We start from the raw sequence: 25,649 nt of genomic DNA, 5'->3' as shown, positions 1-25,649 counted from the left end.
AACGCCCGAAGCCCGCGCAGAGCCGTAACCCGCTTGCCCTTGTAGTGCCGAGCCTGCTCGGCACGCTCCTGCCCTGCGCGAGCGGCGTGCCGAGCGGGGCTCGGCACTACAGGGGGCCTCGGGCCATGCGATGACCACAAACGACAACGGCGCGACCCAAGGGCCGCGCCGTTGCGCGAAAGCTGCCTGCAGGGTTGGATCAACCCTTCAGCGGCGACTTCTCGTTGAGGAACTGGCGCGGGTTGACCACGTGCCCGTTCTCCCACACCTCGAAATGCACGTGCGCGCCGGTCGAGCGACCGGTCGAGCCGGCCTTGGCGATTTCCTGGCCGGCGCGGACCAGCGCGCCGACGCCATGGGTCAGCCGCGAGTTGTGCGCATAGCGGGTCACGTAGCCGTTGCCGTGGTCGACCTCGACCACGTTGCCGTAGCCCGAACGCACGCCGGAGTAGCTGACCACGCCGTCGGCCACGGCCAGCACCGGATCGCCGACGTCGGCTTCAAAGTCGATGCCCTTGTGGTTCGCGCGGCCGCCGTTGAACGGGTCGGCGCGGCCACCGAAGCCGGAGGTGATGTAGCTGTTGGCGATCGGCTCGCGCGACGGCACAGCGTTCATGTCCAACTGGCGGTTGAACAGCAGCGACTCGAGCACCGACAGCTGCTCGCCTGAGGCGGCGAACTGGCGCTGCAGCTTGGTCATGCCGGCGCCGAGTTCGGCCTTGGGCATGTCCTCGACCGGGCCGGCGCCACCAACGCCGACTGGCTTGTCGAAATCGAACTCGCCGTCCTGCAGCTGGCCGATGCGGGTCAGGCGCTCGCCCAGGGCGTTGAGCCGGTTGGCCTCGGCCTGCAACTCGCCCAGGCGCGCGGCCAGCGCGTTCACTTCGCGCTGCGCCTCGCGGCGGGTGGCCTCGATCTGCGCCTGCTGCTGGTTGACCTGCGCGCGCAGGTGGGCGGTGCCGGCGATGCCGGCTCCCGTGCCGATCGCCAGGCCGGTGCCAAGCACCAGGGCGATGGCCAAGCCGGGGCGCTGGGCGCCATGATGGCCGGCCTGCTGCAGAATCGACGCGAGCCTGGCTCGTGCGGTGTTTACGACGTTTTGATAGGTCATGGGTCTCATGTCTGGTTCGCGATCCCCCCCGCGCCGCCCCTCGTCCCCGCTCGCGGCGCTCGATGCGCTGCTCGCGGAACCCGCTGGCGACCCGATCCGGCGAGCCTTGTGGCTCGACGGGCTGGACCGACGTTTACGTCCCCACCTGCCGTCTTCACTCGCCGCGCACGCGCGACTGGCTAACTTTGAAAACCGCAGACTCGTGTTCTTGGTCGACGCCCCGGTATGGAAGGCCAAGTTGCGACTGGCGGCCCCGGAACTGCTCGACGTGGCCCGATCCATCGGACTTGATGCGGTGGAACTCGTCGTCAAAACGACGATCGTGCCGGTGGCCGCGGCAGCGCCGCCAAGCCGTAAACCGATACCAATGTCGGCGGCCGCACAACAAGCGTTCCAAGCCGCCCTGGCGTCCCTCAAGGACTCCGACCCATCTGGACCGGACGACGCCGCCTGACGTTCATGGCGGCTGACGCACCCTGCGCCGGCCCACCGTTTCGGTCGGGTCGGGGCATGCTACTGGCGTAAACCCTTGAATTTGTTAACGCCAAAGAAACTTTTCGGAAACAACCCGTTAAAAAATGGTTAAGGCGTCACGCAGTGTTCACGTCTGTGACACCGGGCACCGTTGCTCTGTCGACTGGGTGTGGCGAGCGTGATGGCTCGCCGGAGGCGGCCGGAAAGGTCAGATCGGCGCGGTCGCGGTGTAGGCCATCGGCGCGGGAATGGCATCGGGGAAGGTCACCTCTTCCCAGGCCGAACGCTCGGCCAGCAGGGCGCGCACGAGCTTGTTGTTGAGCGCGTGGCCGGACTTGAAGCCCTCGTAGGCGCCGATCACCGGATGCCCGGCCAGGTACAGGTCGCCGACCGCGTCCAGGATCTTGTGGCGCACGAACTCGTCCGCGTAGCGCAGGCCGTCGTCGTTCAGGACCCGGAACTCGTCGAGCACGATCGCGTTGTCCATCGAGCCGCCCAGGCCGAGGTTGCGCTCGCGCATGTACTCCAGGTCGCGCATGAAGCCGAACGTGCGGGCACGGCTGACCTCTTTTATATAGGCCGCGGTCGAGAACTCGACCTCGACCCGCGACTGCGACGCCGGAATCGCCGGGTGATCGAACTCGACGGTGAACCCGATCCGGAAGCCGTCGTGCGGCTCGAAGCGGGCGACCTTGTCGCCGTCGCGGACCTCGACCGGGTGCTTGATGCGGATGAAGCGCTTGGGCGCCTCCTGCTCGGCGATACCGGCCGACTGCAGCAGGAACACGAACGGGCCGGCCGAGCCGTCCATGATCGGGACTTCCGGCGCGGACAGGTCGATGTAGCAGTTGTCGACGCCCAGCCCGGCCAGGGCCGAGAGCAGGTGTTCGACGGTCATGACCTTGCCGGCGTCGCGGCTCAGGCCGGTGCACAGCACGGTCTCGGTGACCAGCTCGGCGCGCGCCGGGATCTCCACCACCGGGTCGAGGTCGACACGGCGGAACACGATGCCGGCATCGACCGGGGCCGGGCGCAGGACGAGGAAGACTTTCTCGCCGCTGTGCAGGCCCACACCGGTGGCGCGGATCACGTTCTTGAGGGTGCGTTGGCGCAGCATCGGCTCGGGGGAAGGCCTTTGTTGTGGGTGGCGCGTGTGGTGTGGCGCGCGGCAGGACGGGCGAGATGCGACTGGGTCTCATCGCCGGTCGGCAAGGTTAACACGCAGCCGACTGAACCTTAACGAAGCGACTTGTAACCGCTTGGACTTATACCCGCCCCGGTGTGAGGGAGCAGGAAACCGGCCGGTCGGCCGCCCTGTGCGGGCGGACCGACCGACCCAAGCGCCCCGGCGGCGGGCCGGGGCGATAACGGGACACTACGGACGAACGAACCGGTCGACTGGCGGATCGACGGGCCGGTCAATCCGCCTGACGACGCAGGAACGCGGGGATGTCGAGGTAGCTGCTGTCCGTGGGGAAGTCGGCCACGGCGGCGGCCGGGCCGCTCTCGACGCTGCGCGAACCGCCGCGCAGGCTGCCGCCGAAGCTCGGCATCGCTGGCGCGTAGGCGTCGCCGATCGCGTCGATCGCGTCGATCGGCAGGCCGGTGGTGCCGTCGCGCTTGACCACGGTGTTGACCACGCTCATCTGCGGCCGGCGCGCGCTCTCGAAGCCGGCCTTGGCGGCGACCCGGTTGAGGCCGGTGGCGACCACCGTGACCTTGACCTCGTCCTGCATGTCCGGGTCGAGCACGGTGCCGATGACCACGGTCGCGTCCTCGGAGGCGAACGCCTCGATGGTGCGGCCGACCTCGTCGAACTCGGCCATGGTGAAGTCCGGGCCGGCGGTGATGTTGACCAGGATGCCGTTGGCGCCGGACAGGTTGATGTCGTCGAGCAGCGGGTTCTGCACCGCCGCTTCTGCCGCGGCCTGGGCGCGGTCGTCGCCGCGGGCCGAGCCGGTGCCCATCATCGCCAGGCCCATCTCGGACATCACGGTGCGCACGTCGGCGAAGTCGACGTTGATCAGGCCCGGACGCACGATCAGGTCGGCGATGCCCTGCACGGCGCCGAGCAGCACGTCGTTGGCGGCGCGGAACGCCTGGATCATGGTCGCGTTGCGGCCGAGCACGGTGATCAGCTTCTCGTTCGGGATCGTGATCAGCGAGTCGCAGTGGTGGCTCAGTTCCTCGATGCCCTTGAGCGCGACCTGCATGCGGCGGCGGCCTTCGAACGGGAAGGGCTTGGTGACCACGGCGACGGTCAGGATGCCCATCTCCTTGGCCAGCTGCGCCACGACCGGCGCCGCGCCGGTGCCGGTGCCGCCGCCCATGCCGGCGGTGATGAACACCATGTCGGCGCCCTGCAGCGCGTCCATGATGCGTTCGCGGTCTTCCAAGGCTGCTTGACGACCAACCTCCGGGTTCGCGCCGGCGCCCAGGCCCTTGGTGACGTTGCTGCCCAGCTGCAGCTGCAGCTTGGCGCCGCAGTTCTTGATCGCCTGCGAGTCGGTGTTGGCGGTGATGAACTCCACGCCATCGACGTTGCCGCTGACCATGTGCGCGACCGCGTTGCCGCCGCCGCCGCCCACGCCGATCACCTTGATGATTGCGTTCGGGGCCATGTTTTCAACCAGTTCGAAGTGCGCCATGTCCGTGTCCTCGTTTTATGTGGTGCTAGTTATGGTGTTGTCGGGTGTGTTGCAGGTGCTGCAAAAGTTGTCCGCCGCCTCGCCTTCCGCGTGACCCGAACCGCGCCTCCGGTTCGTGCCACTCCTTGCAGGAACCGGCGCCGGTGGACGGCTCGATTCCAGAAAAACGCGTACCACCACGGCCTCAGAACTCGCCGCGGTACCAGTTCTTCAACTTGCTCAGGAACGACCCGGCGCGCCCGGCGGAAATCGCCGGTCGCCGCGGGTTCTCGATCTGGCTGCCCATCAGCAGCAGGCCGACGCCGGTCGCATGCACCGGGTTGCCGACCACTTCGCCCAGGCCGGTCACGTGCTGCGGGATGCCCACGCGCACCGGCATCTGCAGCATTTCCTCGGCCAGCTCGACCACGCCTTCCATCTTCGCGGCGCCGCCGGTCAGGACCATGCCGGCGCGCACGTGCTGTTCGAAGCCGCTGCGCCGCAGCTCGGCCTGGATCATTTCGAAGATCTCCTCGTAGCGCGCCTGTACCGCCTGCGCGAGCGAGTGGCGCGGCATGCGCCGCGGCGGACGGTCGCCGACCGATGGCACCTGGATCGATTCCTCGGCGGTCGCCATCTGCGCCAGCGCGCAGGCGTAACGGACCTTGATCTGCTCGGCCTCCGGCGTCGGGGTGCGCAGCATGTGCGCGATGTCCTCGGTGACCTTGTCGCCGGCGATCGGCAGACTCGCGCTGTGTGCGATCGCGCCCTGCACGAACACCGCGATGTCGGTGGTGCCGGCGCCGATGTCGACCAGCACCACGCCCAGCTCGCGTTCGTCGCTGGTCAGCACCGCGTGGCTCGACGCGAGCACGCCCAAGATCAAGTCGTCGACCTGCAGGCCGCAGCGCTGCACGCACTTGCTGACGTTGGCCGCGGCCGACTGCGCGCAGACCACCAGGTGCGCGTGCACCTCCAGGCGCACGCCGGTCATGCCGACCGGATTGCGGATGCCTTCCTGCGAATCGTCGAGCACGTAGTCGCGCGGGATCGCGTGCAGGATGCGCTGGTCGGCCGGGATCGCCACGGCCTTGGCGGCCTCGAGCACGCGGTCGAGGTCGGCGAAGCTGACCTCGCCATCGCGGATCGGCGCGATGCCCTGCGAGTTGCGGCACTGCACGTGGCTGCCCGAGATCGATGCGTAGACCGAGCGGATCTCGCAGCCGGCCATCAGCTCGGCTTCCTCGATCGCGCGCTGGATCGACTGCACGGTGGACTCGATGTCGACCACGACGCCGCGGCGCAGGCCGCGCGATTCGTGCGAGCCGATGCCGATCACCTCGATCGGGTTGCCGGGCCGGCCGTTGTCGGGCGAGTACTCGCCCACCAGCGCCACCACCTTGGAGGTACCGATGTCGAGGCCGACGATCAGCGACTTGTCGCCTTTGCGATTCATGACTTTCCTTGCATTTGCTGCGATGCCGCCGCGGGCGCCGGGAGCGGCTTCCAAGACAGCGAAAAACCGTTGGTGTAGCGCAGGTCCGCGCGCGCCAGCTGCTGGGTTTGCTGCGCCAGCAGCTGCGGCATCAGGCGCACGAAACGACCCAGCCGCGCGCGTGCCTCGCTGCGGCCGATGACCACCTGCGCGCCGTTGCCCAGCGCGATCGACCAGCTGCCGCGCGGGTCGAGTTGAACGGCGTGCACGTCCATGCCGATCGGCGTGAACAGCGCGCGCGACTCGTTGTAGAGCGCGACGACGTCGGCCACCCGCGTCTCCGGGCCGGCGAAGCGCGGCAGGCCCTTGGGGACGTCGACGCCGTGGTTGGAAAACAGGCGGCCGTGCTCGGACAGCAGGCGATCATCGCCCCAACGCGCGAACGGGCGGTGTTCGACCACGCGCACTTCGAGCACGTCGGGCCAGCGCTTGCGCACCTCGGCCGTCTCGACCCAGGGCAGCCTGGCGACCGCGGCCTGCGCCGCCTCCAGGTCCACCGCGAAGAAGCCGCGGCGCGCGAACGGCAGCAGCGTCTCGCGCAACCGCGCTTCGTCGACCTGCGCGAACTCGCCCGTCACCCGCAACCGCTTCAACGGCCAGCGGTCGTTGCCGACCCAGCCGTTGAGCACGGCCACCACCGGCAACGCGACCAGCACGAGTGCTAGCAGCCAGGCGACAAGGCGCAGCATCGCGTTCACGGCTGCACGTCTCCCACAGTGGATTCGGGCAGCGACGACTCGAGCACGCGCCAGCACAGCTCCTCGAACTCGATGCCGACCTGGCGCGCGGCCTTGGGCATCAGCGAGTGGCTGGTCATGCCCGGGGCGGTGTTGATTTCGAGCAGATGGAACTGGCCACTGGCGCGGTCGCGCAGGATGTCGACGCGGCCCCAGCCGCGGCAACCGGCGGCGATGAAGGCGGCGAGCGCGAGCTGGCGGATTTCGTCCTCGTCGGCGCCCTCGTAGCCGGGACACAGGTACTGGGTGTCGTCGGCGATGTACTTGGCGTGGTAGTCGTACCACTCGCCCTTGGGAACGATGCGGGTAGAAGGCAGCGCGACGTGGCCGTCGCGACTGGCGAGCACCGGCACGGAGAGCTCGTCGCCAACCACCAGCTGCTCCATCAGCATCTCGCCGGGGTAACGCGCGGCCAGTTCGACCGCACCGTCGAGGTCGGCATCATCGAGCACGCGCGACACGCCGACGCTGGAGCCTTCGCTCGACGGTTTGATGAATACCGGCAGGCCGAGTTCGCGCGCGGCGGCGTGTACATCGCTACCCGGCGCGAGGCGCACGTAGCGTGGCGTCGGCAGGCCGCTCGCGAGCCACACCTGCTTGGTGCGGATCTTGTCCATGCTCAGCGCCGAGCCGAGCACGTCCGAGCCGGTGTAGGGCACGCCGAGCGCCTCGAGCAGGCCCTGCAGCACGCCGTCCTCGCCACCGCCCTTGTTGCCGTGGAGGATGTTGAAGACACGATCGACGCCGCCAGCGCGGATCTGCTCGATCAGCGCCGGGATGCCGTCGACCGCGAACGCGTCGACGCCGCGCGCGCGCAGCGCCTCGAGCACGGCGCTGCCGGAATCGAGCGACACCTCGCGCTCGGCGCTAGTGCCGCCCATCAGCACGGCGACGCGGCCGAACACGGCCGGGTCGCTGGTGCGTGGCGGCGCGAACTGCACGGTCACTGGGTTTCTCCCTGGGAGGTTGCTTTGACGAAGCCACTCTTGGCGATCTGCTGCGCGGCGTGACCGATGTCGCCCGCGCCCATCAGCAGCAGCAGGTCGTCGGCATGCAGCACGTCGGGCAGCACGCTGGATAGGTCGGCGGCGCCGCCGACCACGACCGGGTCGATGCGGCCGCGCGCGCGGATCGCGCGCGCCAGCGCCTTGGCGTCGGCGCCGGCGATCGGCGCTTCACCGGCCGGGTAGACCTCGGTCAGCACCAGCGCGTCGACGCTGGACAGCACCGCGGCGAACTCGTCGAACAGGTCGCGGGTGCGGCTGTAGCGGTGCGGCTGGAACGCAACCACCAGGCGCTTGTCCGGCCAGCCACCTCGCGCGGCGGCGAACACCGCCTCCAGTTCCTTGGGGTGGTGGCCGTAGTCGTCGACCACGGTCACCACGCCACCTGTCACCGGCACCTGCGCAAGCAGGTTGAAGCGGCGGCCGATGCCGGCGAAGCCTTCGAGCGCGTGCGCGATCACCGCCGGCTCGACGCCCAGCTGCCAGGCCACCGCGGCGGCGGCCAGCGCGTTCTGCACGTTGTGGCGGCCGGGCAGCGCCAGCATCACCGGGCAGCGGGTTCCATCGGGCAGGCACAGGCTGAAGCGCATGCGGCCGCCGGTCTGGCTGACCTCTTCGGCGCGCACGTCGGCGTGTTCGGAGAAGCCATAGGTCATCACGTGGCGCGAGGTCTTGGCGGCCAGCGCCGCGACCTCGGCGTCGTCGATGCACAGCACCGCCAGCCCGTAGAACGGCAGCCGGTGCAGGAACTCGTCGAACGCGGCCTGGACGTTGGCGAAGTCGCCGCCGTAGTTCTCGAGGTGGTCGGCGTCGATGTTGGTGACGATCGCGATCTGCGGGTTCAAGCGCAGGAAGCTGCCGTCGCTCTCGTCGGCCTCGGCCACCAGCCACTGGCCGCCGCCCAGGCGCGCGTTGGCGCCGGCGGCGAGCAGCTGGCCGCCGATCACGAAGGTCGGGTCGAGCCCGGCCTCGCCGAGCACGCTGGCCAGCAGCGACGTGGTGGTGGTCTTGCCGTGGGTGCCGGCGACCGCGATGCCGCGGCGGAAGCGCATCAGCTCGGCCAGCATCTCGGCGCGCGGCACGATCGGGATGCGCTGCGCGCGCGCTTCCATCAGCTCCGGGTTGTCGGCCTTGATCGCGCTCGACGCGACCACGCAATCGGTGCCCAGCACGTTCGCCGCGGCATGGCCGCGCTGCACGCTGACGCCGAGCGAGGCCAGCCTCCGCGTGACCGCGTTGTCGGCGTTGTCCGAGCCCGACACCTGGTAGCCCAGCGTGCACATGACTTCGGCGATGCCGCTCATGCCGACCCCGCCGATGCCGACGAAGTGCACGCGCGGGAAGGCCTTGGCGAGGTCGCCGCTGTGCTGCAGGCGGCGGCGCAGGGAGGTGCTCATGCGCGCGACTCCAGGAATTGTTCGATGACGATCGCGGCGACGCGTTCGGCGGCGTCGGCGCGCGCGAGGCCGCGCGCGGCCTGCGCCAGCGGCAGCAGGTCGGCGCGCTGGTTGAGGATTTCGATCGTGGCGCTCAGGCGCTGGGCGAGGTCTTCGCCTTCGGGCACCAGGAAGCCCGCGCCGCGATCGACGACGTAGCGCGCGTTCTTGGTCTGGTGGTCGTCCACCGCCGCCGGGAACGGCACCAGCACGCTGCCGACGCCGGCCGCGCACAGTTCGCTGATGGTCAGCGCGCCGGCGCGGCAGATCACCAGGTCGGCCCACGCGTAGGCGGCGGCCATGTCGGCGATGAATGGTTCGACCGAGGCCTCGATGCCGGCCTGGGCGTACGCACGCTGGGCGTCGTCGCGCAGCTTCTCGCCGCACTGGTGGCGCACCTCGCAGGCCAGCGCGCCGCGCAGCGTGGCCAGCGCTTGCGGCACTGCCGCGTTGAGCGCGCGCGCGCCCTGGCTGCCACCGAGCACGAGCAGGCGCAACGCGCCGTCGCGTGCGGCGAAGCGTTGCTCGGGTGGCGCGATCGCGGTGATCTCGGTGCGCACCGGGTTGCCGACGACTTCCTCGCGTTCGAAGCTGCCCGGGAAGCCGCTCAGCACACGGCCGGCGAAGCGCGCGAGCACGCGGTTGGTCATGCCCGGCGCGCGGTTCTGCTCGTGCACGATCAGCGGCACGCCGGCCAGGCGCGCGGCCAGTCCGCCCGGGCCCGCGGCAAAGCCGCCGAAGCTGACCACCGCGCGCGGCCGGCGCTGGCGCAGCACGTGGCGCGCCGCGCGCACCGCGGCGAATACCTTGAACGGCGCACCGAGCAGGGTCGCGACGCCCTTGCCGCGCACGCCGCGCACCGCGATGGTATCGATGGCGATGCCGTGCTGAGGCACCAGCCGGGTTTCCATCGCGCCGTCGGCGCCGAGCCACGTGACCGGCACGCCGCGCGCCTGCAGCGCCTTGGCGACCGCCAGCCCGGGAAAGATGTGGCCGCCGGTGCCACCGGCGAGGATCATCACTGGGCGCGTATCGACAGCCGCGGTCATGCGAGCCTCCCGAGTGTCGGCTCGACGCGCTGGCGCAGGCGGCTGGTGCCGCGCGCGGCGTCGCTGGACTTGGTCGACGGCGCGGTCGCCGGCAACGGTTGCGCGGTCGCCGGCACGTGGCCCGCCGACGGCTGCATCGCCTCGCCACGCAGGCGCGCGACTTGCCGCTGCGCCCGTTCCAGTTCGTAGGACACGCGCAGCAACAGGCCGAGCGCGGCGCAGGTCATCAGCACGCTGGAACCGCCCGAGGAAATCAGCGGCAGGGTCAGGCCCTTGGTCGGCAGCAGGCCGAGGTTGACCCCGATCGAGACGAAGCTTTGCAGGCCCATCCACAACGCGATGCCGAACGCGCAGTAGCCGGCGAAATGGCGGCGCATTTCGACGCACTGCAGGCCGATCCAGAACGCGCGCCCGACCAGGGTGGCGTACAGGGCGACCACCAGGCACACGCCGACGAAGCCGAGCTCCTCGGCGATCACCGCCATGATGAAGTCGGTGTGCGCCTCCGGCAGGTACGACAGCTTCTGCACCGACGCGCCCAGGCCGACGCCGAACCACTCGCCGCGGCCGACCGCCATCAGCGCGTTCGACAACTGGTAGCCCGAGCCGAACGGGTCGGCGAACGGGTCGACGAACGAGGTCAGGCGGCGCATGCGGTAAGGCTCGGCGATCGCGATCACCGCGAGCACCGGCAGCCCGACCAGCACCGGCCCGAACATGCGCGGCATGTTGACGCCGCCGAGCACCAGCATGCCGGCGGTGATCGCCAGGATCAGCGAGAGCGAGCCGAAGTCCGGCTGCAGGATCAGCAGCACCACTAGCGCCACCGCCACGCCGAGCGGCTTCAGCATGGCCGGCCAGTTGGCCGCGACTTCCTCGCTGTAGCGCTTGAGGTAGCTCGCCAGCCAGACGATGTACATCAGCTTGACCGCCTCGACCGCCTGGAAGTTCGACACGCCCAGGTTGATCCAGCGATTCGCGCCGTTGAGCTGGCGACCGATCCCGGGCACGAACACCGCGATCAGCATCACGAAGCAGGCCAGCAGCAGCCACTGGCTGCGCTGCTCGATGCCCTTGAGCTCGGTGCGCATCGCCCATACCGCCAACGCCGCGCCGATCGCGAGGAACACGATGTGCCGGCTCAGGAAGTACAGCGGCCCGACCTCGTGGCGCTCGGCCACGCCCACCCCGGCCGAGCCGACCATCACCACGCCCAGGCACGCCAGCGCGCACGACACGCCCAGCAGCCACGGGTCGAAGCGCCCGGGGATGGCGTCGAGGCGGGTGGCTTGGCGAGGGGCGTAGGCGTCGGTCATCAGCGGATCTTCAACGTCGCCAGGCCGACCAGCACCAGCACCACCGAGATGATCCAGAAGCGCACGATCACGCGCGGCTCGGGCCAGCCCTTGAGTTCGAAATGGTGGTGGATCGGCGCCATCCGGAACACGCGCTTGCCGGTGAGCTTGAACGACGCGACCTGGATCATCACCGACAGCGTTTCGACCACGAAGATGCCGCCCATGATCACCAGCACCAGCTCCTGGCGCACGATCACCGCGATGCAGCCCAGCACCGCGCCGAGCGCAAGCGCGCCGATGTCGCCCATGAACACCATCGCCGGGTAGGTGTTGAACCACAGGAAGCCCAGCCCCGCGCCGGCGATCGCGGCGCAGATGATCACCAGCTCGCCGGCGCCGGGCACCTGCGGGATCTGCAGGTACTCGGAGAACACCGCATTGCCCGAGGCGTAGGCGAACACGCCCAGCGCGCAGGCGACCAGCACCGTGGGCATGATCGCCAGGCCGTCGAGGCCGTCGGTGAGGTTGACCGCGTTGGAGAAGCCGACGATCCAGAAGTACGCGATCGCCACGAAGCTGATGCTCACCAGCGGCAGCGCGATCGCCTTGAAGAACGGGATGTAGAAGGTGGTCGCGGCCGGCACGTCGGCGGTCAGGTACAGGAACACGCCGGCGGCCAGGCCGAAGATCGACTGCAGTGCGTACTTCCAGCGCGACTTCATGCCATTGGGATCGCGACGCACGATCTTCAGCCAGTCGTCGTACCAGCCGATCGCGCCGAACGCGACCATCACCGCCAGCACCAGCCACACGTAGCGGTTGCGCAGGTCGCCCCACAGCAGCACCGAGGCGAGCACCGTGATCAGGATCAGCGCGCCACCCATGGTCGGCGTGCCGGCCTTGGAGAAGTGCGATTCCGGGCCGTCCTTGCGGATCGGCTGGCCGCCCTTGAGCTGGCCGAGGCGGCGGATCACCGCCGGTCCCCACCACAGCGACAGCGCGAGCGCGGTCAACGCGCTGAGGATGCCGCGGAACGTGAGGTAGCCGAACAGGCCGAACAGGCTCTGCAGGTTCTCTAGCCAGCGGGTCAGTTCAAGCAGCATCGGTGTCCCCTTTCCCGGTGGCCGGCGCGGCGTCGAGCAGCGCGCGGACGATTCGATCCATGGCACTGCCACGCGATCCCTTGACCAGCACGCGCACGCCGGCGCGCAGTTCGTTCTGCAGCGCCTGCGCCAATGCGTCGTGGTTGCCGTGGTGCGTCGCACCCTCGCCGAACGCCTGCGCCGCGGCCGCGCTGAGCGCGCCGAGCGTGTACAGACGGGCGATGCCGGCCGCCTTCGCGCGCCGCCCGGCTTCGGCGTGCATCGCGGCGGCGTCGTCGCCGAGTTCGCGCATGTCGCCGAGCACCAGCCAGCCCTCCCCCGCCTCGGCGCGCGCGGCTTCGGCCAGGGTGTCGATCGCCGCCGCCAGCGAGCCGGGGTTGGCGTTGTAGCTGTCGTCGACCAGCACCGCGCCATTGCCCAGGCGCTGCGCGACCAGGCGGCCGGCGACCGGCTGCACGCGGCTCAGGCCGTGCGCGATCACGTCCAGCGGCAGGTCCAGGCCGAGCGCGAGCGAGGCCGCCGCGAGCGCGTTGCGGACGTTGTGGCGACCGGGCATCGGCAGCGCGACCGGAGCCTCGCCGAGCGGGGTGACCAGGATGAAGCGCGAGCCATCGTCGGTCGGTTCTATCGCGCGCGCGCTGACGTCGGCGCCGCCATCGAGCCCGAACCGGATCAGGCGGCGGCCGTGCGCGCGTTCGGCGAAATACGGTGCGAACGCGTCGTCGGCGTTGATCACCGCCACGCCGTCGGCCGGCAACGCGTCGTAGACCGCGGCCTTGGTGTCGGCGATGCCGAGCAGGCTGCCCATGCGCTCCAGGTGCGCGGGCGCGACGTTGTTGACCACCGCCACGTCGGGGCGCACGACTCCAGTCAGGTAGGCGATGTCGCCCGGCGCACCGGTGCCCATCTCGTAGATCGCGAACTGCGCGTCCTCGGGCGCATCGAGCACCGCCAACGGCAGGCCGATCTCGTTGTTGCGGTTGCCCGGGGTCGCGTACACGACCGTGCCGGCCAGTTCGGCGGCGCGCTGCAGGATCGCCAGCAGCAGCGCCTTGACGCTGGTCTTGCCGTTGCTGCCGGTGATCGCGACGGCCTTGCCGGCGCGCCCGCGCTGCACCGCGGCGGCGAGGTCGGCCAGCGCGCGCTGGGTGTCGGCGACCACGACCTGCGCGATCGCGACGTCCAGCGGCCGCGACACCAGCGCCGCGGCGACGCCGGCAGCGGCAGCGGCGGCGACATGGTCGTGGCCATCGAAGCGCTCGCCCTTGAGCGCGACGAACAACGCGCCGCCGGGGTTCGCCAGCGCGCGGGTGTCGGTGGCGATGGCAGAGACCGTCGCGTCGGCGCCGTGCAGGCGGCCGCCAGTCAGGCGCGCGATCTCGGAGAGCGAAAGCGCCTTCATGCTTCCCTCGCCTCCAGGTTGGTGCGCGCGACCTGGGTATCGTCGAACGGGTGCTGCACGCCATCGATCTCCTGGTACGGCTCGTGGCCCTTGCCGGCGATCAGCACGATGTCCTCGGCGCCCGCTTCGCCGATCGCGCGCGCGATCGCGGCGGCGCGGTCGCGCTGCACGATCACGGCGCTGGCATCGGCGAACCCGGCCAGGATCTCGGCCACGATCGCGTCGCCATCCTCGGCGCGCGGGTTGTCGTCGGTGACGATCACCAGGTCGGCGCCCGCTTCGGCGATCGCCGCCATCTGCGGCCGCTTGCCGCGGTCGCGCTCGCCACCGCAGCCGAACACGCAGATCAACCGCGCCTGGGCGTGCGCGCGCAGCGAGGCCAGCGCCTGCTCGAGCGCGTCGGGGGTATGGGCGTAGTCGATCACCACCAACGGCTGGCGGCCGTTGCCACCCAGGCGGTTCATACGGCCGTGGATCGGCTGCAGCTGCGACAGCGTCGCGGCGATTTGTTCCGGCGCGTCGCCCAGCGCGTGCAGCGCGCCGGCGACCGCGAGCAGGTTGTCGACGTTGAAGCGGCCGAGCAGCGGCGACTGCACCGGGTGGGTTTCCTCGCCCACACGCAGCACGAAACCAATGCCGTTGCTGTCCAGGCGCAGTGCCTCGGCGCGCAGCGTCGCGTCGGCGTGGCCGCGCGACGACAAGCCGATCGCGCGCAGCGAGGCCGGCAGCGCGGCGTGCAGCTGGCGGCCGTAGTCGTCATCGAGGTTGATGGCCGCCGCCTTCAGTCCCGGCCACGCGAACAGGCGCGCCTTGGCCGCGCCGTAGCCGGCCATGTCGCCGTGGTAGTCGAGGTGGTCGCGGGTGAGGTTGGTGAACAGCGCGATGTCGAAATGCACGCCATCCACGCGGCCCTGGTCGAGCGCGTGCGAGCTGACTTCCATCGCCACCGCCTGCGCGCCGGCCTCGTGCAATTGGGCGAGCAGCGCGTGCAGGCGCAGCACCAGCGGGGTGGTGAAACCGGTCGGCACGGTGTGTCCGTACAGACCGGCGCCGAGCGTGCCGATGGTGCCGCTGCAGGTCCCGCGCAGGCTCCACGCTTGCGCCAGCAGTTGCACGGTGGAGGTCTTGCCGTTGGTGCCGGTCACGCCGACCACGGTCATCGCCGCGCTGACGCGGTCGTGGAAGCGGTCGGCCAGTTCGCCCAAACGCGCGCGCAGCTTCGGTACCGCGATCGCATCGGCGGGCGCCGGCGCATCGGCGGGCGCCGGCGCCTCGAACAGGATCGCGCTGGCACCGGCCGCACGCGCCTGCTCGACGAACTTGAGCCCGTGCACGCCGAAGCCGCCGATCGCGACGAACGCATCGCCGGCACGCAACTCGCGGCTGTCCTGCACCAGGCCGCCGATCAGCAGGTCGGCGGGAATCCCGGTCACGTCGGGCAGCAGCTGGGCCAGTGGCATGGAGCGGGTCATTGCACGCCCCCGGACACCGGCGCGGGCAGCGCGCTGGTGGTGCCTGCGACCGGCGGCAGCGCGTTGGCGGTGCCCGCGACCGCCGGCACTACCGGCCCGCTGGTGGTCGGCTTGCCGCCGTTGGCCTTGATGCGCTTGGCCTCGGCGTCGGCCTGCGCGGCCAGCCAGGTGTCGATGTCGTCGGGCGCGACGTCCATCAGGCGCAGCGCGCCTTCCATGACGTTCTTGAACACCGGCGCCGACACCAGGCCGCCGAAGTAGCCCTTGCCCGGATCGGGGTCGTTGACCGCGACCACCATCGAGAAGCGCGGGTTCTGCACCGGCACCACGCCGGCGAAGAACGAGACGTAGCGGCGCGAGTAGCCGCCGGTGTCGTTGTACTTGCGCGCGGTGCCGGTCTTGCCGGCGACGTGGTAGCCCAGGATCGCGCCCTGGGTGGCGGTGCCGCCGGTCTCGGTCACGGTCTGCATCATCTTCATGATCTCGGCCGCGATCGCCGGATCCAGCACCTGCCGCGCCTCGTTGCGCTCGCCCTTGACGAAGGTCGGCGCGATCAGCCGACCGCCGTTGCCGAGCGCGGCATAGGCCATCGCGATCTGCAGCGGCGTGGCCGACAGGCCGTAGCCGTAGGACATGGTCTGCTTGGTGGTGCCGCTCCAGCGCGCCGGCTGCGCCAGCACCCCGGACGACTCGCCGGGGAAACCGCTGCCCGGCTTCTGGCCGTAGCCGAACTTGTGCAGGAAATCGTAGAAGGCCTGGTTCGGCAGCTTCGCCACGATCTTGGAGGTGCCTACGTTCGAGCTCTTGGTGATGACCCCGGTGGTGTCGAGCACGCCGTAGTTGTGGTGGTCGGTGGTGCGGTAGCGGCCGTTCGCGATCCAGCCCGGGTTGGTATCGAACACGGTGCGCGGCGTGATCACACCGGCTTCGAGCGCCGCGGCCACGGTCAGCGGCTTCATCGTCGAGCCAGGCTCGATCACGTCGGTGATCGCGCGGTTGCGATGCGTGTCGGGATTGCCCATGCCGACCGCGTTGGGGTTGTAGGTCGGCAGGTTGGCCATCGCCAGCACCTCGCCGGTGGCAACGTCGAGCACCACCGCCGAGCCACTGCTGGCGCCGGTGCGCAGCAGCGTGTTGCGCAGTTCGCGGTGGGCCAGGAACTGGATGCGGCGGTCGATGGTCAGGGTGAGGTCGTGGCCGGGTTCGGCCGACTTCACCAGGTCGACGTTCTCGACGATGCGGCCGGCACCGTCGCGGATGACACGTTTCGCGCCGGGTTTGCCGCGCAGCCAGTCGTCGAACGCGAGCTCCAGGCCTTCCTGGCCGCGGTCGTCGATGTTGGTGAAGCCCAGGATGTGCGCCATCGCCTCCCCCTGCGGGTAGAAGCGGCGGAACTCGCGCTGCGAGAACACTCCGGGGATCTTGTGGGCGAGGATGCGGCGCGCCTGGTCGGGGTTGATGCGGCGCTGCAGGTACAGGAACTCTTTGCCGGCGCGCTGGCTGAGCTTGCGCGTCAGGTAGTCGACGGGCACGCCCAGCGCCTTGGCCAGCTCGGGGATGCGCGCGGGGTTCTTCAGCAGCTCTTGCGGGTTGCCCCAGATCGACTCGACCGGGGTCGACACGGCCAGCGGCTCGCCATTGCGGTCGGTGATCATGCCGCGCGAGGTCGGGATCGGCAGCTCGCGCAAGGCGCGCGCGTCGCCCTGCTGGCGGTAGAACGCGTTGTTGACCACCTGCAGGTCGAGCGCGCGGCCGACCAGCGCCAACGAGCACAGGCCCAGCGCGCCGCCGACCATGAGCAGCCGGTTGCGCAGGTTGAAGCGGGCGCGGTTGCGCGGCTTGCCTGCGTCATTGCCGCCGCCGAACAGCGACTTCAGCGACGGCCGGCTGGCGGACGGCTTGACGCCGGCGCGCTCGCGCAGGCGGTCCTGATTGCTGCGCTCCCTCATGGCCTGATCACCACGATTTCCGCGCCTTCGGGAAACTTCATGCCCAAGCGGTCACGCGCGACCTGGTCGATGCGGTTGCTCTCGGCCCAGGTCGCCTGCTCCAGCTGCAGGCGGCCGAAGTCGATGTTGAGTTCGTCGCGCGCCTTCTCCAGGCGGCTGACCTGCACGAACAACTGGCGGTGCTCGTGGCGCGCGTACACGACCGCCAGCGCCGACACCACGTTCGCCACCACCAGCACCGTCAGCAGCAGGCGCAGGCTCATGCGGCCTCCCGGCTTTCGACACCCAGCTTCTCGGCCACCCGCAGCACCGCGCTGCGCGCGCGCGGGTTGCCGGCGGTCTCGTCATCATGCGCCTTCTGCGCGCCACCGATCATGCGCAGCGTGGGGGTGAATTCGGCCTCGACCGGGCGCCGACGGTTGGCCGGTGGCGCCTTGGCATGCAGCGCGATGAACTGCTTGACGATGCGGTCCTCGAGCGAATGGAAGCTGATCACCGCCAGGCGCCCGCCCGGCTTCAGGCGCGCCAGCGCAGCGTCGAGCCCGGTTTCGAGATCGGCCAGCTCGCGGTTGATGAAGATGCGGATCGCCTGGAAGCTGCGCGTGGCCGGGTGGATCTTGTCTTTCCCGCGCGGCATGACCGAGGCGATCAGTTCGGCCAGTTGCGCGGTGCGCTCCAGCGGCTGCTCGTCGCGGCGGGCGACGATGGTGCGGGCGATCTTGCGGCTGAGCTTCTCCTCGCCGTAGGTCCACAGCACGTCGGCGATGTCCTTCTCGGACGCCTCTGCCAGCCACTGTGCCGCGCTCTGCCCGCTGTCGGGGTCCATGCGCATGTCGAGCGGGCCGTCCTTGCCGAAGCTGAAGCCGCGCTGCGCGACATCCAGCTGCGGCGACGACACGCCCAGGTCGAACAGCACGCCGTCCAGACCCGCGGCGGTCGCCTCCCAGTCCGCCAGCTGCGCGAAGCTGCCGCGGAAGATCGCCACGCGCGCGTCGCCGGCGAACTCGCGCTGCGCCACCGCAATCGCGTCGGGATCCTTGTCCATCAGCAGCAACCGGCCTCCGGGGCCCAGTTGTTCCAGCACCCCGCGCGCATGCCCGCCGCGCCCGAACGTGCCGTCCAGATACGTTCCATTCCCGACCACGCGCAACCCGTCCAGGACTTGCGCATACATCACGGGAAGGTGGCCGGAAGGCGCGGCGCGCCCCATGCCACCGCCCGTCATAGCTGCAGGTCGAGCAGCTCGTCGCCCAGATCGTCGTCAGAGATCGTCTGACGGATCTGCGCGTGATGCGCCTGCTCGCTCCACAACTCGAATTTCTCGCCCATGCCCAGCAGGACGGCCTTCTTCTCGATCCCGACCGCGGCGCGGTGGCTGGCCGGGATGCTGATCCGGGCGTTGCCATCCAGCTCGACGAACGCGGCCGCACCCACCAGCTTCAACTGCATGTTGCGGTTGACTTTTTTGGTCTTCGGCAGGGCATTGACCTGCTCGCTGACCCGCTCCCAGACCGCCTGCGGGTACAGGTAGAGGCAGCCGGACTCGAACGGGTTGTAGGTCACCACCAGGCGGTTGCCACACTCGCGCGCGACCTCGTCCCGGTAGGCAGTGGGAACTGCCAGCCGGCCCTTGTCGTCGATCGTGATGGCGGTTTCGCCCTGGAACATGCCCCTGCCTAGGTGCTTGCCGCCTCTTTCGGGCGACTTGGCTATGGAAAAACCACAAAAAACCCGGTTTTCCCTCTGAAGCCCACCTTAGGCACCACCCACAGGGTTGTCAACAAGTTTGCAGAGGCAATTTCGCTAGGCGCATCAATGGCTTGCGTCAGACTTGAGAGTCTTATTCAAGACTTATCCACTAAGCTTTGTTTAGTCTCATATTTTGAGATTCGCCTCGCCCCGTGGGACCGGCGTCAAGTCCGGTCCGCGCCACGTACGAGCGTTGCTGCGCCGCAACAAAGCCGCTTCACGCGCGCGATTGGCCCGAAAAACTGGACGCAGGCGTAACTGAACGAGGCTTGGGGCCGGCGCCCCGCCAAGATCGACCGATTCAGGGTGCTCAAAACGAGCGCGCCCTGCCCTCGCAACACCCCAATCGAACAGCCCCCTTTAGTAAAGGGGGCGCCGCGACAGCGGCGGGGATTTGGAAGCACTAGCCGGGGCCCAAAATTTTGCTAAGCGAAATTTTAGGGGCTTCTTTTGGCGCCAGGCGCCAAAAGAAGCGGCGGAGCCGGCCGATAAGCCGGGTTCTGTCGTGAGCAGTCATTCCTCTAGGCGCAGCGTCACCGCTACGCTCAAGCAACCTACCCGGAGACACCGCGGGCCGCGGCATTGCCTCCCTATTTGGTCTTGCTCCCGGTGGGGTTTGCCGTACCGGTCTGTTGCCAGACTCGTGGTGCGCTCTTACCGCACCGTTTCACCCTTGCCACGCATCCGGCATTCTTTCGAACACCAGACCGTTCGGCGGTCTGCTCTCTGTTGCACTTTCCGTCGGCTCGCGCCGCCCAGGGGTTACCTGGCACCGTGCCCTGTGGAGCCCGGACTTTCCTCGGCACCGGCCCGGGTAAACCCGATCCGGTGACGCGACTGCCTGGCCGACTCCGCCGCGCGCATTGTCGCACGCGTGCCGGGGTCACGACTGACCGCTCGCCGCATGGTGCGGCCGCGTCGCTTGCATCCGGGGCTAGCCGGGCCCTGGGCCAGTGCGGACGAGCGAGCCGGAGGGAGTGACGCTAGGCGTTGCCGCCCTCGCCGCCATACAGCGCCTTGCGCGGCGCGCCGCTGAGCTCGGCGGCGAGCTTGGCCGCGGTCGACGGCGGCAGGTGCTCACTGAGCCGGGCGTAGAGGCGTCGGCCTTCGATGACCTGGGCATCGGCGTCGTCGCCGGCGCCTTCGACCACCAGCACGAACTCGCCGCGACGCTGGTTCGGATCGGCCTGCACCTGCGCCAGCAGGGCGGCCAGCGGGCCGTCGAGCACGGTCTCGAACAGCTTGGTCAGCTCGCGCGCGAGCACCGCCCGGCGCTCGCCGCCGAACGCCGCCGCCATGTCGGCCAGCGACTCCTGTATGCGGTGCGCGGACTCGTAGAACATCAGCGTGCGCGGCTCCGCCGCGAGCCGGACCAGGCGTTCGCGGCGCGCGGACGCCTTGGCGGGCAGGAAGCCCTCGAACACGAACCGGTCCGACGGCAAGCCGGCGACGCTCAACGCCGCGATCGCCGCGCACGCGCCGGGCACCGGCGATACCCGCACTCCGGCCGCACGCGCCGCACGCACCAGCCGGAAGCCCGGATCGCTGACCAGCGGGGTGCCGGCATCGGACACCAGTGCCAGCGACTCGCCACCGCGCAGGCGCGCGACCAGCTGCGCCGCCTGCACCTCCTCGTTGTGCTGATGCAGGGCCAGCAGCGGCCTTTCCAGGCCGAAGTGCGACAGCAGCTGGCGGGTGTGGCGGGTGTCCTCGGCGCAGATCGCCGCGACCGACTTCAATGTCTCCAGGGCGCGTGGCGAGAGGTCACCGAGGTTGCCGATCGGGGTCGCGACGATATGGAGGGTGCCCGTGGTGCGGGGCGCATCGGTCTGGGGCTGGCCTGGTTGCATCGTGCTTCTGCTGGGGCGACGGGTAGAATCCTACCCCGGTCCCCCTGGAACGCCGCGTCGCGGCGGACGCATGCCGATGAACCCTGAGACGAAACGATCGGTCGAGAGCTGGCCCGCATTGAAGTGGATGCTGGCCGTGGCGATTACCGTGACGCTGCTCGGCGGCTGCGCCACGGTCAACACCCGCCCGGTCGCGGGCGCCGCGCAACCCAGCCGCAACGCGCTGATGCAGCAGGCCCAAGAACTCGCGCGCACCGGCGTGGCCTTGGCCGGCGCGGCACGCCAGGCCAACGACAACGAGATCGACCGGCTGCTGTCGCAGCTCGACGACGCCACGCTCGCACGCGAAACCGCGGCGCTGGTTGCAGGCGACCCGCTCTACAACCTCGCCGGCCGCGCCCTGCTCCGCCGCGGCCTGCCGCTGCCGCGTCCGTTCGAGCGCAGCGCCTGGCAATTCAACGCCGGCAACCGCCCGGCGGCCGATGGCGACGGCTACCGCCCGCCGCTGAAACTCGCCGTGCTGCTGCCGCTGTCGGGCAGCCTGGCGACCGCCGCCGCGCCGGTGCGCGATGGCCTGCTGGCCGGCTACTACGGCGAAAACCGCCGCCGCCCCGAGATCAATTTCTACGACACCGCCACTGGCGCCGTGGCCGCCTACGACCGCGCGGTCGCGGCGGGCAACGATTTCGTGGTCGGCCCGCTCGGCCGCGACGAGGTCAGCGCGGTGTTCGGCAAGGGCGCGTTGCCGGTGCCGATGCTCGCGCTCAACCGTGGCAGTTCATCGCCGCCGGCCGGCAATGCCAGTTTCTCGCTGTCGCCCGAGGACGAAGGCATCGCCGCGGCCGAGTACCTGCTGGGCCGCAACGCGCGCCGGGTGCTGGTGGTCGGCAACGCCGGTGACCGCGCGGTGGTCGCGCTGCGCGAACGCCTCAACGAACGCGGCGCCACGGTCACCGACGTGGCCGGCGAGGGCACGACCGACTTCGCGCCGTTCGCGCAGAAGGCCGGCGGCATCGACTCGGTGTTCCTCGCGGTCAAGGGCAGCACCGCACGCGCGCTGATGCCGAAGCTCGCGCTCGCCGGCCTGGCCGACCGCCCGCGGGTGGCGACCTCGCAGCTGCTGTCGGGCACCGGCAAGGCCGACGAGGACCGCGTGCTCGACGGCATCGCCTTCCCCGGCGAAACCTGGACCTCGCGCGGCGTGCGCGGCCTGCCGTCGGCAGCGAGCGTCGGGCAGACGCTGCCGACCGCGCGCGGCGGCGCGGCGCGGCTGTTCGCGTTCGGCTTCGACGCGTGGCTGCTGACCGCGTATCTGGAGCACCTCGCGCTGGCCAACGATGGCCACGTCAATGGCGCCACCGGCACGCTGCGCATCGACGGCTTCGGCAACGTCCAGCGCACGCCGTCGTGGTCGACCTTCAGCGCCGGCGTCGCCGTGCCGCTGGCGGATGCCGGTCGCCGCTGACCGCCGCGCGCGTGGCGCGGCGGTCGAGGCCGTCGCCCGTGCGTATCTGCGCGAGTCCGGGCTGCGCGACGTCGCGGCCAATGCCAACTGCCGCTTCGGCGAGCTCGACCTGGTCATGCTCGACGACAGCGGGCGCGGCGGCGCGACGCTGGTGTTCGTCGAAGTGCGCTACCGCCGCGATGCGCGCTTCGGCGGCGGCGCGGGCTCGGTCGATGCCGGCAAGCGCCGCAAGCTGGTGCACGCCGCGCAGCTGTTCCTCGCCAGCCACCGCCAGTTCGCGCACGCCGCATGCCGCTTCGACGTGATCGAAGCCGACGGCGACCCCGCCGCGCCGCGCCTGAACTGGCTGCGCGACGCGTTCCGCGCCGACGATTGCTAGGCCCATGCGCGCCCGGCCAACCCCGACCTTGGCGGCGCGATAATCCGCAGCGATGAACGCGCTTCCACCCGTCCTCGCGCGCGACCTCTCCGCCCTGCTCGGTGACGGCTGGCTGGCCGATCCCAGCGAGCGGCTCGCCTACGCCTACGACAACTCGCGGCGCGAGGCGCTGCCCGATGCGGTCGCGCTGCCGACCACGCGCGAACAGGTGCTCGCGCTGGTGCGTGCATGCCGCGCGCAACGCGTGCCGGTGGTCGCGCGCGGCCGCGGCACCAACACCACCGGCGCCTCGGTGCCGATCGCCGGCGGCGTGGTGGTGTCGTTCGAGCGCATGGACCGGATCCTCGATATTCGTCCCGGCGACCGCTGCGCGGTGGTCGAACCGGGCGTGCTCAACGGCGAGCTGCAGGCCGCGCTGCAGCCGCACCGCCTGTTCTGGCCACCGGACCCGACCAGCGCCGCATTCAGCACCGTCGGCGGCAACCTGGCCTGCAACGCCGGCGGACCGCGCGCGGTGAAGTACGGCGCCAGCCGCGACAACGTGCTCGCGCTGACCGCGGTCACCGGCGCCGGCGAACTGATCCACTGCGGCACCGCGACCACCAAGGGCGCGACCGGCTACGACCTGCACCGCCTGCTGGTCGGCAGCGAGGGCACGCTGGCCCTGATCGTCGAGGCGACCCTGCGCCTGGTGCCCGCGCCGAACGCGCGCCGCGCGGTGCGGGCGATCTACCGCGACGTGTCGAGCGCGGCACAGGCGGTGGCGCGGCTGATGGCGCAGCCGGTGACGCCGTCGATGCTCGAGTTCATGGATGCGCACGCGGTGCGGCTGGCGCGCGACGTCGGCGGCGCCGAGCTGCCGATGGACGCCGGCGCGTTGCTGATGATCGAGGCCGACGGCGACGCGGACACCCTGCCGCACGCGATCGAGGCGCTGATGCGCGCCGCCGACGGCGAGGGCCTGGTCGCGCTCGACGATGCCGCCGACGAGGCGGCGCGCGAGCAGCTCTGGGCAGCACGCAAGGCGCTCTCGCCGGCGCTGCGCACGATCGCGCCGGGCAAGATCAACGAGGACGTGGTGGTGCCGGTGTCGCGCATCCCGCAACTGGTCGACGGCGTGCAGTTGCTGGCTCGGGAGTTCGCGCTGCCGATCGTCTGCTTCGGCCACGCCGGCAACGGCAACCTGCACGTCAACCTGCTGTTCGATCCGGCCGATGGCGCGCAACGCGAACGTGCCGACGCGGCGCTCGCGCGCGTGTTCGCCTTGACGTTGTCGCTCGGCGGCACGTTGTCGGGCGAGCACGGCATCGGCCTGGCCAAGCGCGAATACATGCCCCAAGCGCTGACGCCGCCGACGCTGGCCCTGATGCGGCAACTCAAGTCGGTGTTCGATCCCGACGGCATCCTCAATCCCGGCAAGCTGCTGCCGCCGTGAGCACGCCGCTGGACGACCTGCTCGTGCAGATCCGGGCGTGCCGGTTGTGCGCGGCGCAGCTGCCGCTCGGGCCACGCCCGGTGTTGCGCGCAGGCAGCGGCGCGCGCCTGCTGGTCGTCGGCCAGGCGCCCGGCACCCGCGTGCACGCCAGTGGCGTGCCGTGGGACGACGCCAGCGGCAAGCGCCTGCGCGAGTGGCTGCAGATGGACGCTGTCACCTTCTACGACGCGTCGCGCGTGGCGATCGTGCCGATGGGTTTCTGTTATCCGGGCAGGGGAAGCTCGGGCGACGCGCCGCCGCGTCCGGAATGCCGCGCGACCTGGCACCCGCGCCTGCTGCCGCTGCTGCCCGACGTCGAACTGACCCTGCTGGTCGGCCAGTACGCGCAGGCGTATTTCCTGCACGAACGCCGCAAACCCACGCTGGGCGAAACCGTCCGCGCCTGGCGCGACTACCTGCCCCGCTACCTGCCGCTGCCGCACCCAAGCCCGCGCAACGTGGCGTGGTTCAAGCGCAATCCGTGGTTCGGCGACGAGGTGCTGCCGGTGCTGCGCGAGCGGGTGCGCGCGCTATCGGTGCAGTGAGCATCGCCGAAGCGTGGCCGATGCCCGCGGTCAACCGGCGAAGTGCGCGTAGCCGGCGCGATCCGGTATCCAGGCGGTGCCGGCTGCGGTGAACGCCTGCACGCCGCTGCCGGCCACGATCCGGCCGATGCGCGTCAACGCGGTGCCTGTCTCGGCCGCGATGCGCCCGATCGTCGCGCGCGCTTGCGGTGGCGTGGTGAAGCACAGTTCGTAGTCGTCGCCGCCGGTGGCCTGCAACGCGTGGCGCTCGCTTTCGGCGTAGGCGGCGCGCAATGCCGCTGACACCGGCAACCTCGCCAGTTCCACCTGCGCACCGACGTCGCTGGCGCGGCAGATATGACCGAGGTCGGCCAGCAATCCGTCGGACACGTCGATGCCCGCGTGCGCGACTTCCGCCAGCGCCAGGCCGGTGCAGATGCGCGGCGTCGGTCGATCCAGGCGGGCGCGCAACGACGCGTCGATGGCGCCACCTGCCCGCCATTGCGCGAGTCCGCCGGCGGCATCACCGAGCGTGCCGCTGACCCAGACCTCGTCGCCAACCCTCGCGCCATCGCGCCGCAACGCGCGACCCGGCGCGACCAGGCCGTGCACGGTCACGCAGATCGACGGCGGCCCGCGCGTGGTGTCGCCGCCGACCAGCGTCACGCGATGCTGCGCAGCGAGGTCGAGGAAGCCATCGAGAAACGCGTCGAGCCAAGCCGCGTCGGCGTGCGGCAACGACAGCGAGAGCGTGCACCAGGCCGGCTGCGCCGCCATCGCGGCGAGGTCGGAAAGGTTGACCGCGAGCGCTTTCCAGCCAATGTCGGCCGGCGCGGTGTCGGCGGGGAAGTGCACGCCGGCATTGAGCGTGTCGGTGGCGATGACCAGCTGTTGGCCCGCCGGCACCTGCACGATCGCGGCATCGTCGCCAATGCCGAGCATCACATCGTCGCGGGCAACGACGCGGGCGCGGATGCGCTCGATCAAGTCGAACTCGTCGGTGCCGCGCGGATGCTCAGACACGGGCTCCTCCCGGGTGCCGGCGCGCGCG

At 70.4% G+C, this 25,649-nt stretch carries 22 protein-coding genes, 1 other RNA gene and 1 pseudogene; 5 read left to right on the top strand and 19 right to left on the bottom strand.

From position 1 onward, the window contains the following. Positions 1–199 precede the first annotated feature (199 nt). The gene (locus ACFQZQ_RS07555; RefSeq protein ID WP_386812142.1) at positions 200–1,111 is read right to left on the bottom strand and encodes a peptidoglycan DD-metalloendopeptidase family protein; all 912 of its coding nucleotides are present in this window, start codon (positions 1,109–1,111) and stop codon (positions 200–202) included. Here ACFQZQ_RS07555 and ACFQZQ_RS07550 point away from each other — a divergent pair. Further along, the gene (locus tag ACFQZQ_RS07550; RefSeq protein WP_386812141.1) at positions 1,110–1,565 is read left to right on the top strand and encodes a DciA family protein; all 456 of its coding nucleotides are present in this window, start codon (positions 1,110–1,112) and stop codon (positions 1,563–1,565) included. The genes ACFQZQ_RS07555 and ACFQZQ_RS07550 overlap by 2 nt on opposite strands. Positions 1,566–1,793: 228 nt before the next feature. On the opposite strand, the gene lpxC is transcribed toward ACFQZQ_RS07550, so the two are convergent. The 17 genes and pseudogenes from lpxC to rsmI form a co-directional block, all read right to left on the bottom strand. Further along, positions 1,794–2,702, bottom strand: a complete 909-nt coding sequence (gene lpxC / locus ACFQZQ_RS07545; protein WP_386812140.1) for a UDP-3-O-acyl-N-acetylglucosamine deacetylase — start codon at positions 2,700–2,702, stop codon at positions 1,794–1,796. Between the two features lie 301 nt (positions 2,703–3,003). Further along, the gene (gene ftsZ, locus ACFQZQ_RS07540; RefSeq protein ID WP_386812139.1) at positions 3,004–4,233 is read right to left on the bottom strand and encodes a cell division protein FtsZ; all 1,230 of its coding nucleotides are present in this window, start codon (positions 4,231–4,233) and stop codon (positions 3,004–3,006) included. A gap of 184 nt (positions 4,234–4,417) precedes the next feature. Beyond that, complete coding sequence (gene ftsA / locus ACFQZQ_RS07535; RefSeq protein WP_386812138.1) at positions 4,418–5,668, bottom strand: cell division protein FtsA; 1,251 nt, start codon at positions 5,666–5,668, stop codon at positions 4,418–4,420. An 8-nt stretch (positions 5,669–5,676) separates the two neighbouring features. Continuing rightward, positions 5,677–6,405: pseudogene (locus tag ACFQZQ_RS07530) on the bottom strand (cell division protein FtsQ/DivIB); the annotation flags it as partial. Next, positions 6,402–7,391 carry a D-alanine--D-alanine ligase gene (locus tag ACFQZQ_RS07525; RefSeq protein WP_386812137.1) on the bottom strand — a complete coding sequence of 330 codons (990 nt, stop codon included), beginning with the start codon at positions 7,389–7,391 and terminating at the stop codon, positions 6,402–6,404. The pseudogene ACFQZQ_RS07530 and the gene ACFQZQ_RS07525, both read right to left, overlap by 4 nt. Further along, positions 7,388–8,845: a UDP-N-acetylmuramate--L-alanine ligase gene (gene murC / locus ACFQZQ_RS07520; RefSeq protein ID WP_386812136.1), complete on the bottom strand. Its 1,458-nt coding sequence runs from the start codon at positions 8,843–8,845 to the stop codon at positions 7,388–7,390. The genes ACFQZQ_RS07525 and murC overlap by 4 nt, the downstream gene beginning before the upstream one ends. After that, entirely contained in the window at positions 8,842–9,933 is a 1,092-nt protein-coding gene (gene murG, locus ACFQZQ_RS07515) for an undecaprenyldiphospho-muramoylpentapeptide beta-N-acetylglucosaminyltransferase (RefSeq protein ID WP_386812135.1), read from the bottom strand. Before murG ends, murC begins: the two co-directional genes overlap by 4 nt. Further along, a complete protein-coding gene (gene ftsW, locus ACFQZQ_RS07510) occupies positions 9,930–11,249 on the bottom strand; it encodes a putative lipid II flippase FtsW (RefSeq protein WP_386812134.1) in 1,320 nt (439 codons plus the stop codon). Before ftsW ends, murG begins: the two co-directional genes overlap by 4 nt. Beyond that, the gene (gene mraY, locus ACFQZQ_RS07505; RefSeq protein WP_386812133.1) at positions 11,249–12,334 is read right to left on the bottom strand and encodes a phospho-N-acetylmuramoyl-pentapeptide-transferase; all 1,086 of its coding nucleotides are present in this window, start codon (positions 12,332–12,334) and stop codon (positions 11,249–11,251) included. Before mraY ends, ftsW begins: the two co-directional genes overlap by 1 nt. Then, a complete protein-coding gene (locus tag ACFQZQ_RS07500; RefSeq protein WP_386812132.1) occupies positions 12,324–13,736 on the bottom strand; it encodes a UDP-N-acetylmuramoyl-tripeptide--D-alanyl-D-alanine ligase in 1,413 nt (470 codons plus the stop codon). The genes mraY and ACFQZQ_RS07500 overlap by 11 nt, the downstream gene beginning before the upstream one ends. Continuing rightward, complete coding sequence (locus ACFQZQ_RS07495) at positions 13,733–15,208, bottom strand: UDP-N-acetylmuramoyl-L-alanyl-D-glutamate--2,6-diaminopimelate ligase (RefSeq protein WP_386812131.1); 1,476 nt, start codon at positions 15,206–15,208, stop codon at positions 13,733–13,735. Before ACFQZQ_RS07495 ends, ACFQZQ_RS07500 begins: the two co-directional genes overlap by 4 nt. Further along, complete coding sequence (locus tag ACFQZQ_RS07490; protein WP_386812568.1) at positions 15,205–17,004, bottom strand: peptidoglycan D,D-transpeptidase FtsI family protein; 1,800 nt, start codon at positions 17,002–17,004, stop codon at positions 15,205–15,207. Before ACFQZQ_RS07490 ends, ACFQZQ_RS07495 begins: the two co-directional genes overlap by 4 nt. A gap of 149 nt (positions 17,005–17,153) precedes the next feature. After that, on the bottom strand, positions 17,154–17,420 hold the full coding sequence (gene ftsL, locus ACFQZQ_RS07485; RefSeq protein WP_386812130.1) for a cell division protein FtsL: 267 nt from the start codon (positions 17,418–17,420) through the stop codon (positions 17,154–17,156). Beyond that, complete coding sequence (rsmH, locus tag ACFQZQ_RS07480) at positions 17,417–18,382, bottom strand: 16S rRNA (cytosine(1402)-N(4))-methyltransferase RsmH (protein ID WP_386812129.1); 966 nt, start codon at positions 18,380–18,382, stop codon at positions 17,417–17,419. Before rsmH ends, ftsL begins: the two co-directional genes overlap by 4 nt. Continuing rightward, complete coding sequence (gene mraZ, locus ACFQZQ_RS07475) at positions 18,379–18,825, bottom strand: division/cell wall cluster transcriptional repressor MraZ (RefSeq protein ID WP_386812128.1); 447 nt, start codon at positions 18,823–18,825, stop codon at positions 18,379–18,381. Before mraZ ends, rsmH begins: the two co-directional genes overlap by 4 nt. A 554-nt stretch (positions 18,826–19,379) precedes the next feature. Further along, an RNA gene (rnpB, locus tag ACFQZQ_RS07470) (RNase P RNA component class A) lies at positions 19,380–19,759 on the bottom strand. Between the two features lie 130 nt (positions 19,760–19,889). After that, positions 19,890–20,756 (bottom strand): 16S rRNA (cytidine(1402)-2'-O)-methyltransferase, encoded by an 867-nt coding sequence (rsmI, locus tag ACFQZQ_RS07465; RefSeq protein WP_386812127.1) that lies wholly within the window; start codon positions 20,754–20,756, stop codon positions 19,890–19,892. A gap of 76 nt (positions 20,757–20,832) precedes the next feature. Between rsmI and ACFQZQ_RS07460 the strand changes: the two genes are divergently transcribed. Genes ACFQZQ_RS07460 through ACFQZQ_RS07445 form a run of 4 tightly spaced genes read left to right on the top strand, consistent with a single transcriptional unit; the run spans position 20,833 to position 24,619 of the window. Then, a complete protein-coding gene (locus ACFQZQ_RS07460; RefSeq protein ID WP_449284329.1) occupies positions 20,833–22,221 on the top strand; it encodes a penicillin-binding protein activator in 1,389 nt (462 codons plus the stop codon). Further along, positions 22,205–22,600, top strand: coding sequence for a YraN family protein (locus tag ACFQZQ_RS07455; protein ID WP_386812126.1), 396 nt, complete (start codon positions 22,205–22,207; stop codon positions 22,598–22,600). Before ACFQZQ_RS07460 ends, ACFQZQ_RS07455 begins: the two co-directional genes overlap by 17 nt. 52 nt (positions 22,601–22,652) lie before the next feature. After that, entirely contained in the window at positions 22,653–24,035 is a 1,383-nt protein-coding gene (locus ACFQZQ_RS07450; RefSeq protein ID WP_386812125.1) for an FAD-binding oxidoreductase, read from the top strand. Beyond that, positions 24,032–24,619 carry a uracil-DNA glycosylase family protein gene (locus ACFQZQ_RS07445; protein WP_386812124.1) on the top strand — a complete coding sequence of 196 codons (588 nt, stop codon included), beginning with the start codon at positions 24,032–24,034 and terminating at the stop codon, positions 24,617–24,619. Before ACFQZQ_RS07450 ends, ACFQZQ_RS07445 begins: the two co-directional genes overlap by 4 nt. 30 nt (positions 24,620–24,649) lie before the next feature. Here the strand turns inward: ACFQZQ_RS07445 and thiL are convergent, their stop codons facing one another. Next, positions 24,650–25,621, bottom strand: coding sequence for a thiamine-phosphate kinase (gene thiL / locus ACFQZQ_RS07440; RefSeq protein ID WP_386812123.1), 972 nt, complete (start codon positions 25,619–25,621; stop codon positions 24,650–24,652). Between the last annotated feature and the right edge of the window lie 28 nt (positions 25,622–25,649).

The organism is Lysobacter koreensis (assembly GCF_042677045.1).
Lineage (GTDB): Bacteria > Pseudomonadota > Gammaproteobacteria > Xanthomonadales > Xanthomonadaceae > Lysobacter_K > Lysobacter_K koreensis.
Note: the sequence above shows the minus strand (reverse complement) of the source record. Positions and strands in the feature narration are given on the sequence as shown.

What these genes read in the sequence shown, in the direction of transcription:
- ACFQZQ_RS07550 (WP_386812141.1), top strand. Translation starts at nt 1,110, where the DNA reads ATGGGTCTCATGTCTGGTTCGCGATCCCCCCCGCGCCGCCCCTCGTCC.
- ACFQZQ_RS07555 (WP_386812142.1), bottom strand. Translation starts at nt 1,111, where the DNA reads ATGACCTATCAAAACGTCGTAAACACCGCACGAGCCAGGCTCGCGTCG.
- lpxC (WP_386812140.1), bottom strand. Translation starts at nt 2,702, where the DNA reads ATGCTGCGCCAACGCACCCTCAAGAACGTGATCCGCGCCACCGGTGTG.
- ftsZ (WP_386812139.1), bottom strand. Translation starts at nt 4,233, where the DNA reads ATGGCGCACTTCGAACTGGTTGAAAACATGGCCCCGAACGCAATCATC.
- ftsA (WP_386812138.1), bottom strand. Translation starts at nt 5,668, where the DNA reads ATGAATCGCAAAGGCGACAAGTCGCTGATCGTCGGCCTCGACATCGGT.
- murC (WP_386812136.1), bottom strand. Translation starts at nt 8,845, where the DNA reads ATGAGCACCTCCCTGCGCCGCCGCCTGCAGCACAGCGGCGACCTCGCC.
- murG (WP_386812135.1), bottom strand. Translation starts at nt 9,933, where the DNA reads ATGACCGCGGCTGTCGATACGCGCCCAGTGATGATCCTCGCCGGTGGC.
- ftsW (WP_386812134.1), bottom strand. Translation starts at nt 11,249, where the DNA reads ATGACCGACGCCTACGCCCCTCGCCAAGCCACCCGCCTCGACGCCATC.
- mraY (WP_386812133.1), bottom strand. Translation starts at nt 12,334, where the DNA reads ATGCTGCTTGAACTGACCCGCTGGCTAGAGAACCTGCAGAGCCTGTTC.
- ACFQZQ_RS07500 (WP_386812132.1), bottom strand. Translation starts at nt 13,736, where the DNA reads ATGAAGGCGCTTTCGCTCTCCGAGATCGCGCGCCTGACTGGCGGCCGC.
- ACFQZQ_RS07495 (WP_386812131.1), bottom strand. Translation starts at nt 15,208, where the DNA reads ATGACCCGCTCCATGCCACTGGCCCAGCTGCTGCCCGACGTGACCGGG.
- ACFQZQ_RS07490 (WP_386812568.1), bottom strand. Translation starts at nt 17,004, where the DNA reads ATGGTCGGCGGCGCGCTGGGCCTGTGCTCGTTGGCGCTGGTCGGCCGC.
- ftsL (WP_386812130.1), bottom strand. Translation starts at nt 17,420, where the DNA reads ATGAGCCTGCGCCTGCTGCTGACGGTGCTGGTGGTGGCGAACGTGGTG.
- rsmH (WP_386812129.1), bottom strand. Translation starts at nt 18,382, where the DNA reads ATGACGGGCGGTGGCATGGGGCGCGCCGCGCCTTCCGGCCACCTTCCC.
- mraZ (WP_386812128.1), bottom strand. Translation starts at nt 18,825, where the DNA reads ATGTTCCAGGGCGAAACCGCCATCACGATCGACGACAAGGGCCGGCTG.
- rsmI (WP_386812127.1), bottom strand. Translation starts at nt 20,756, where the DNA reads ATGCAACCAGGCCAGCCCCAGACCGATGCGCCCCGCACCACGGGCACC.
- ACFQZQ_RS07460 (WP_449284329.1), top strand. Translation starts at nt 20,833, where the DNA reads ATGAACCCTGAGACGAAACGATCGGTCGAGAGCTGGCCCGCATTGAAG.
- ACFQZQ_RS07455 (WP_386812126.1), top strand. Translation starts at nt 22,205, where the DNA reads ATGCCGGTCGCCGCTGACCGCCGCGCGCGTGGCGCGGCGGTCGAGGCC.
- ACFQZQ_RS07450 (WP_386812125.1), top strand. Translation starts at nt 22,653, where the DNA reads ATGAACGCGCTTCCACCCGTCCTCGCGCGCGACCTCTCCGCCCTGCTC.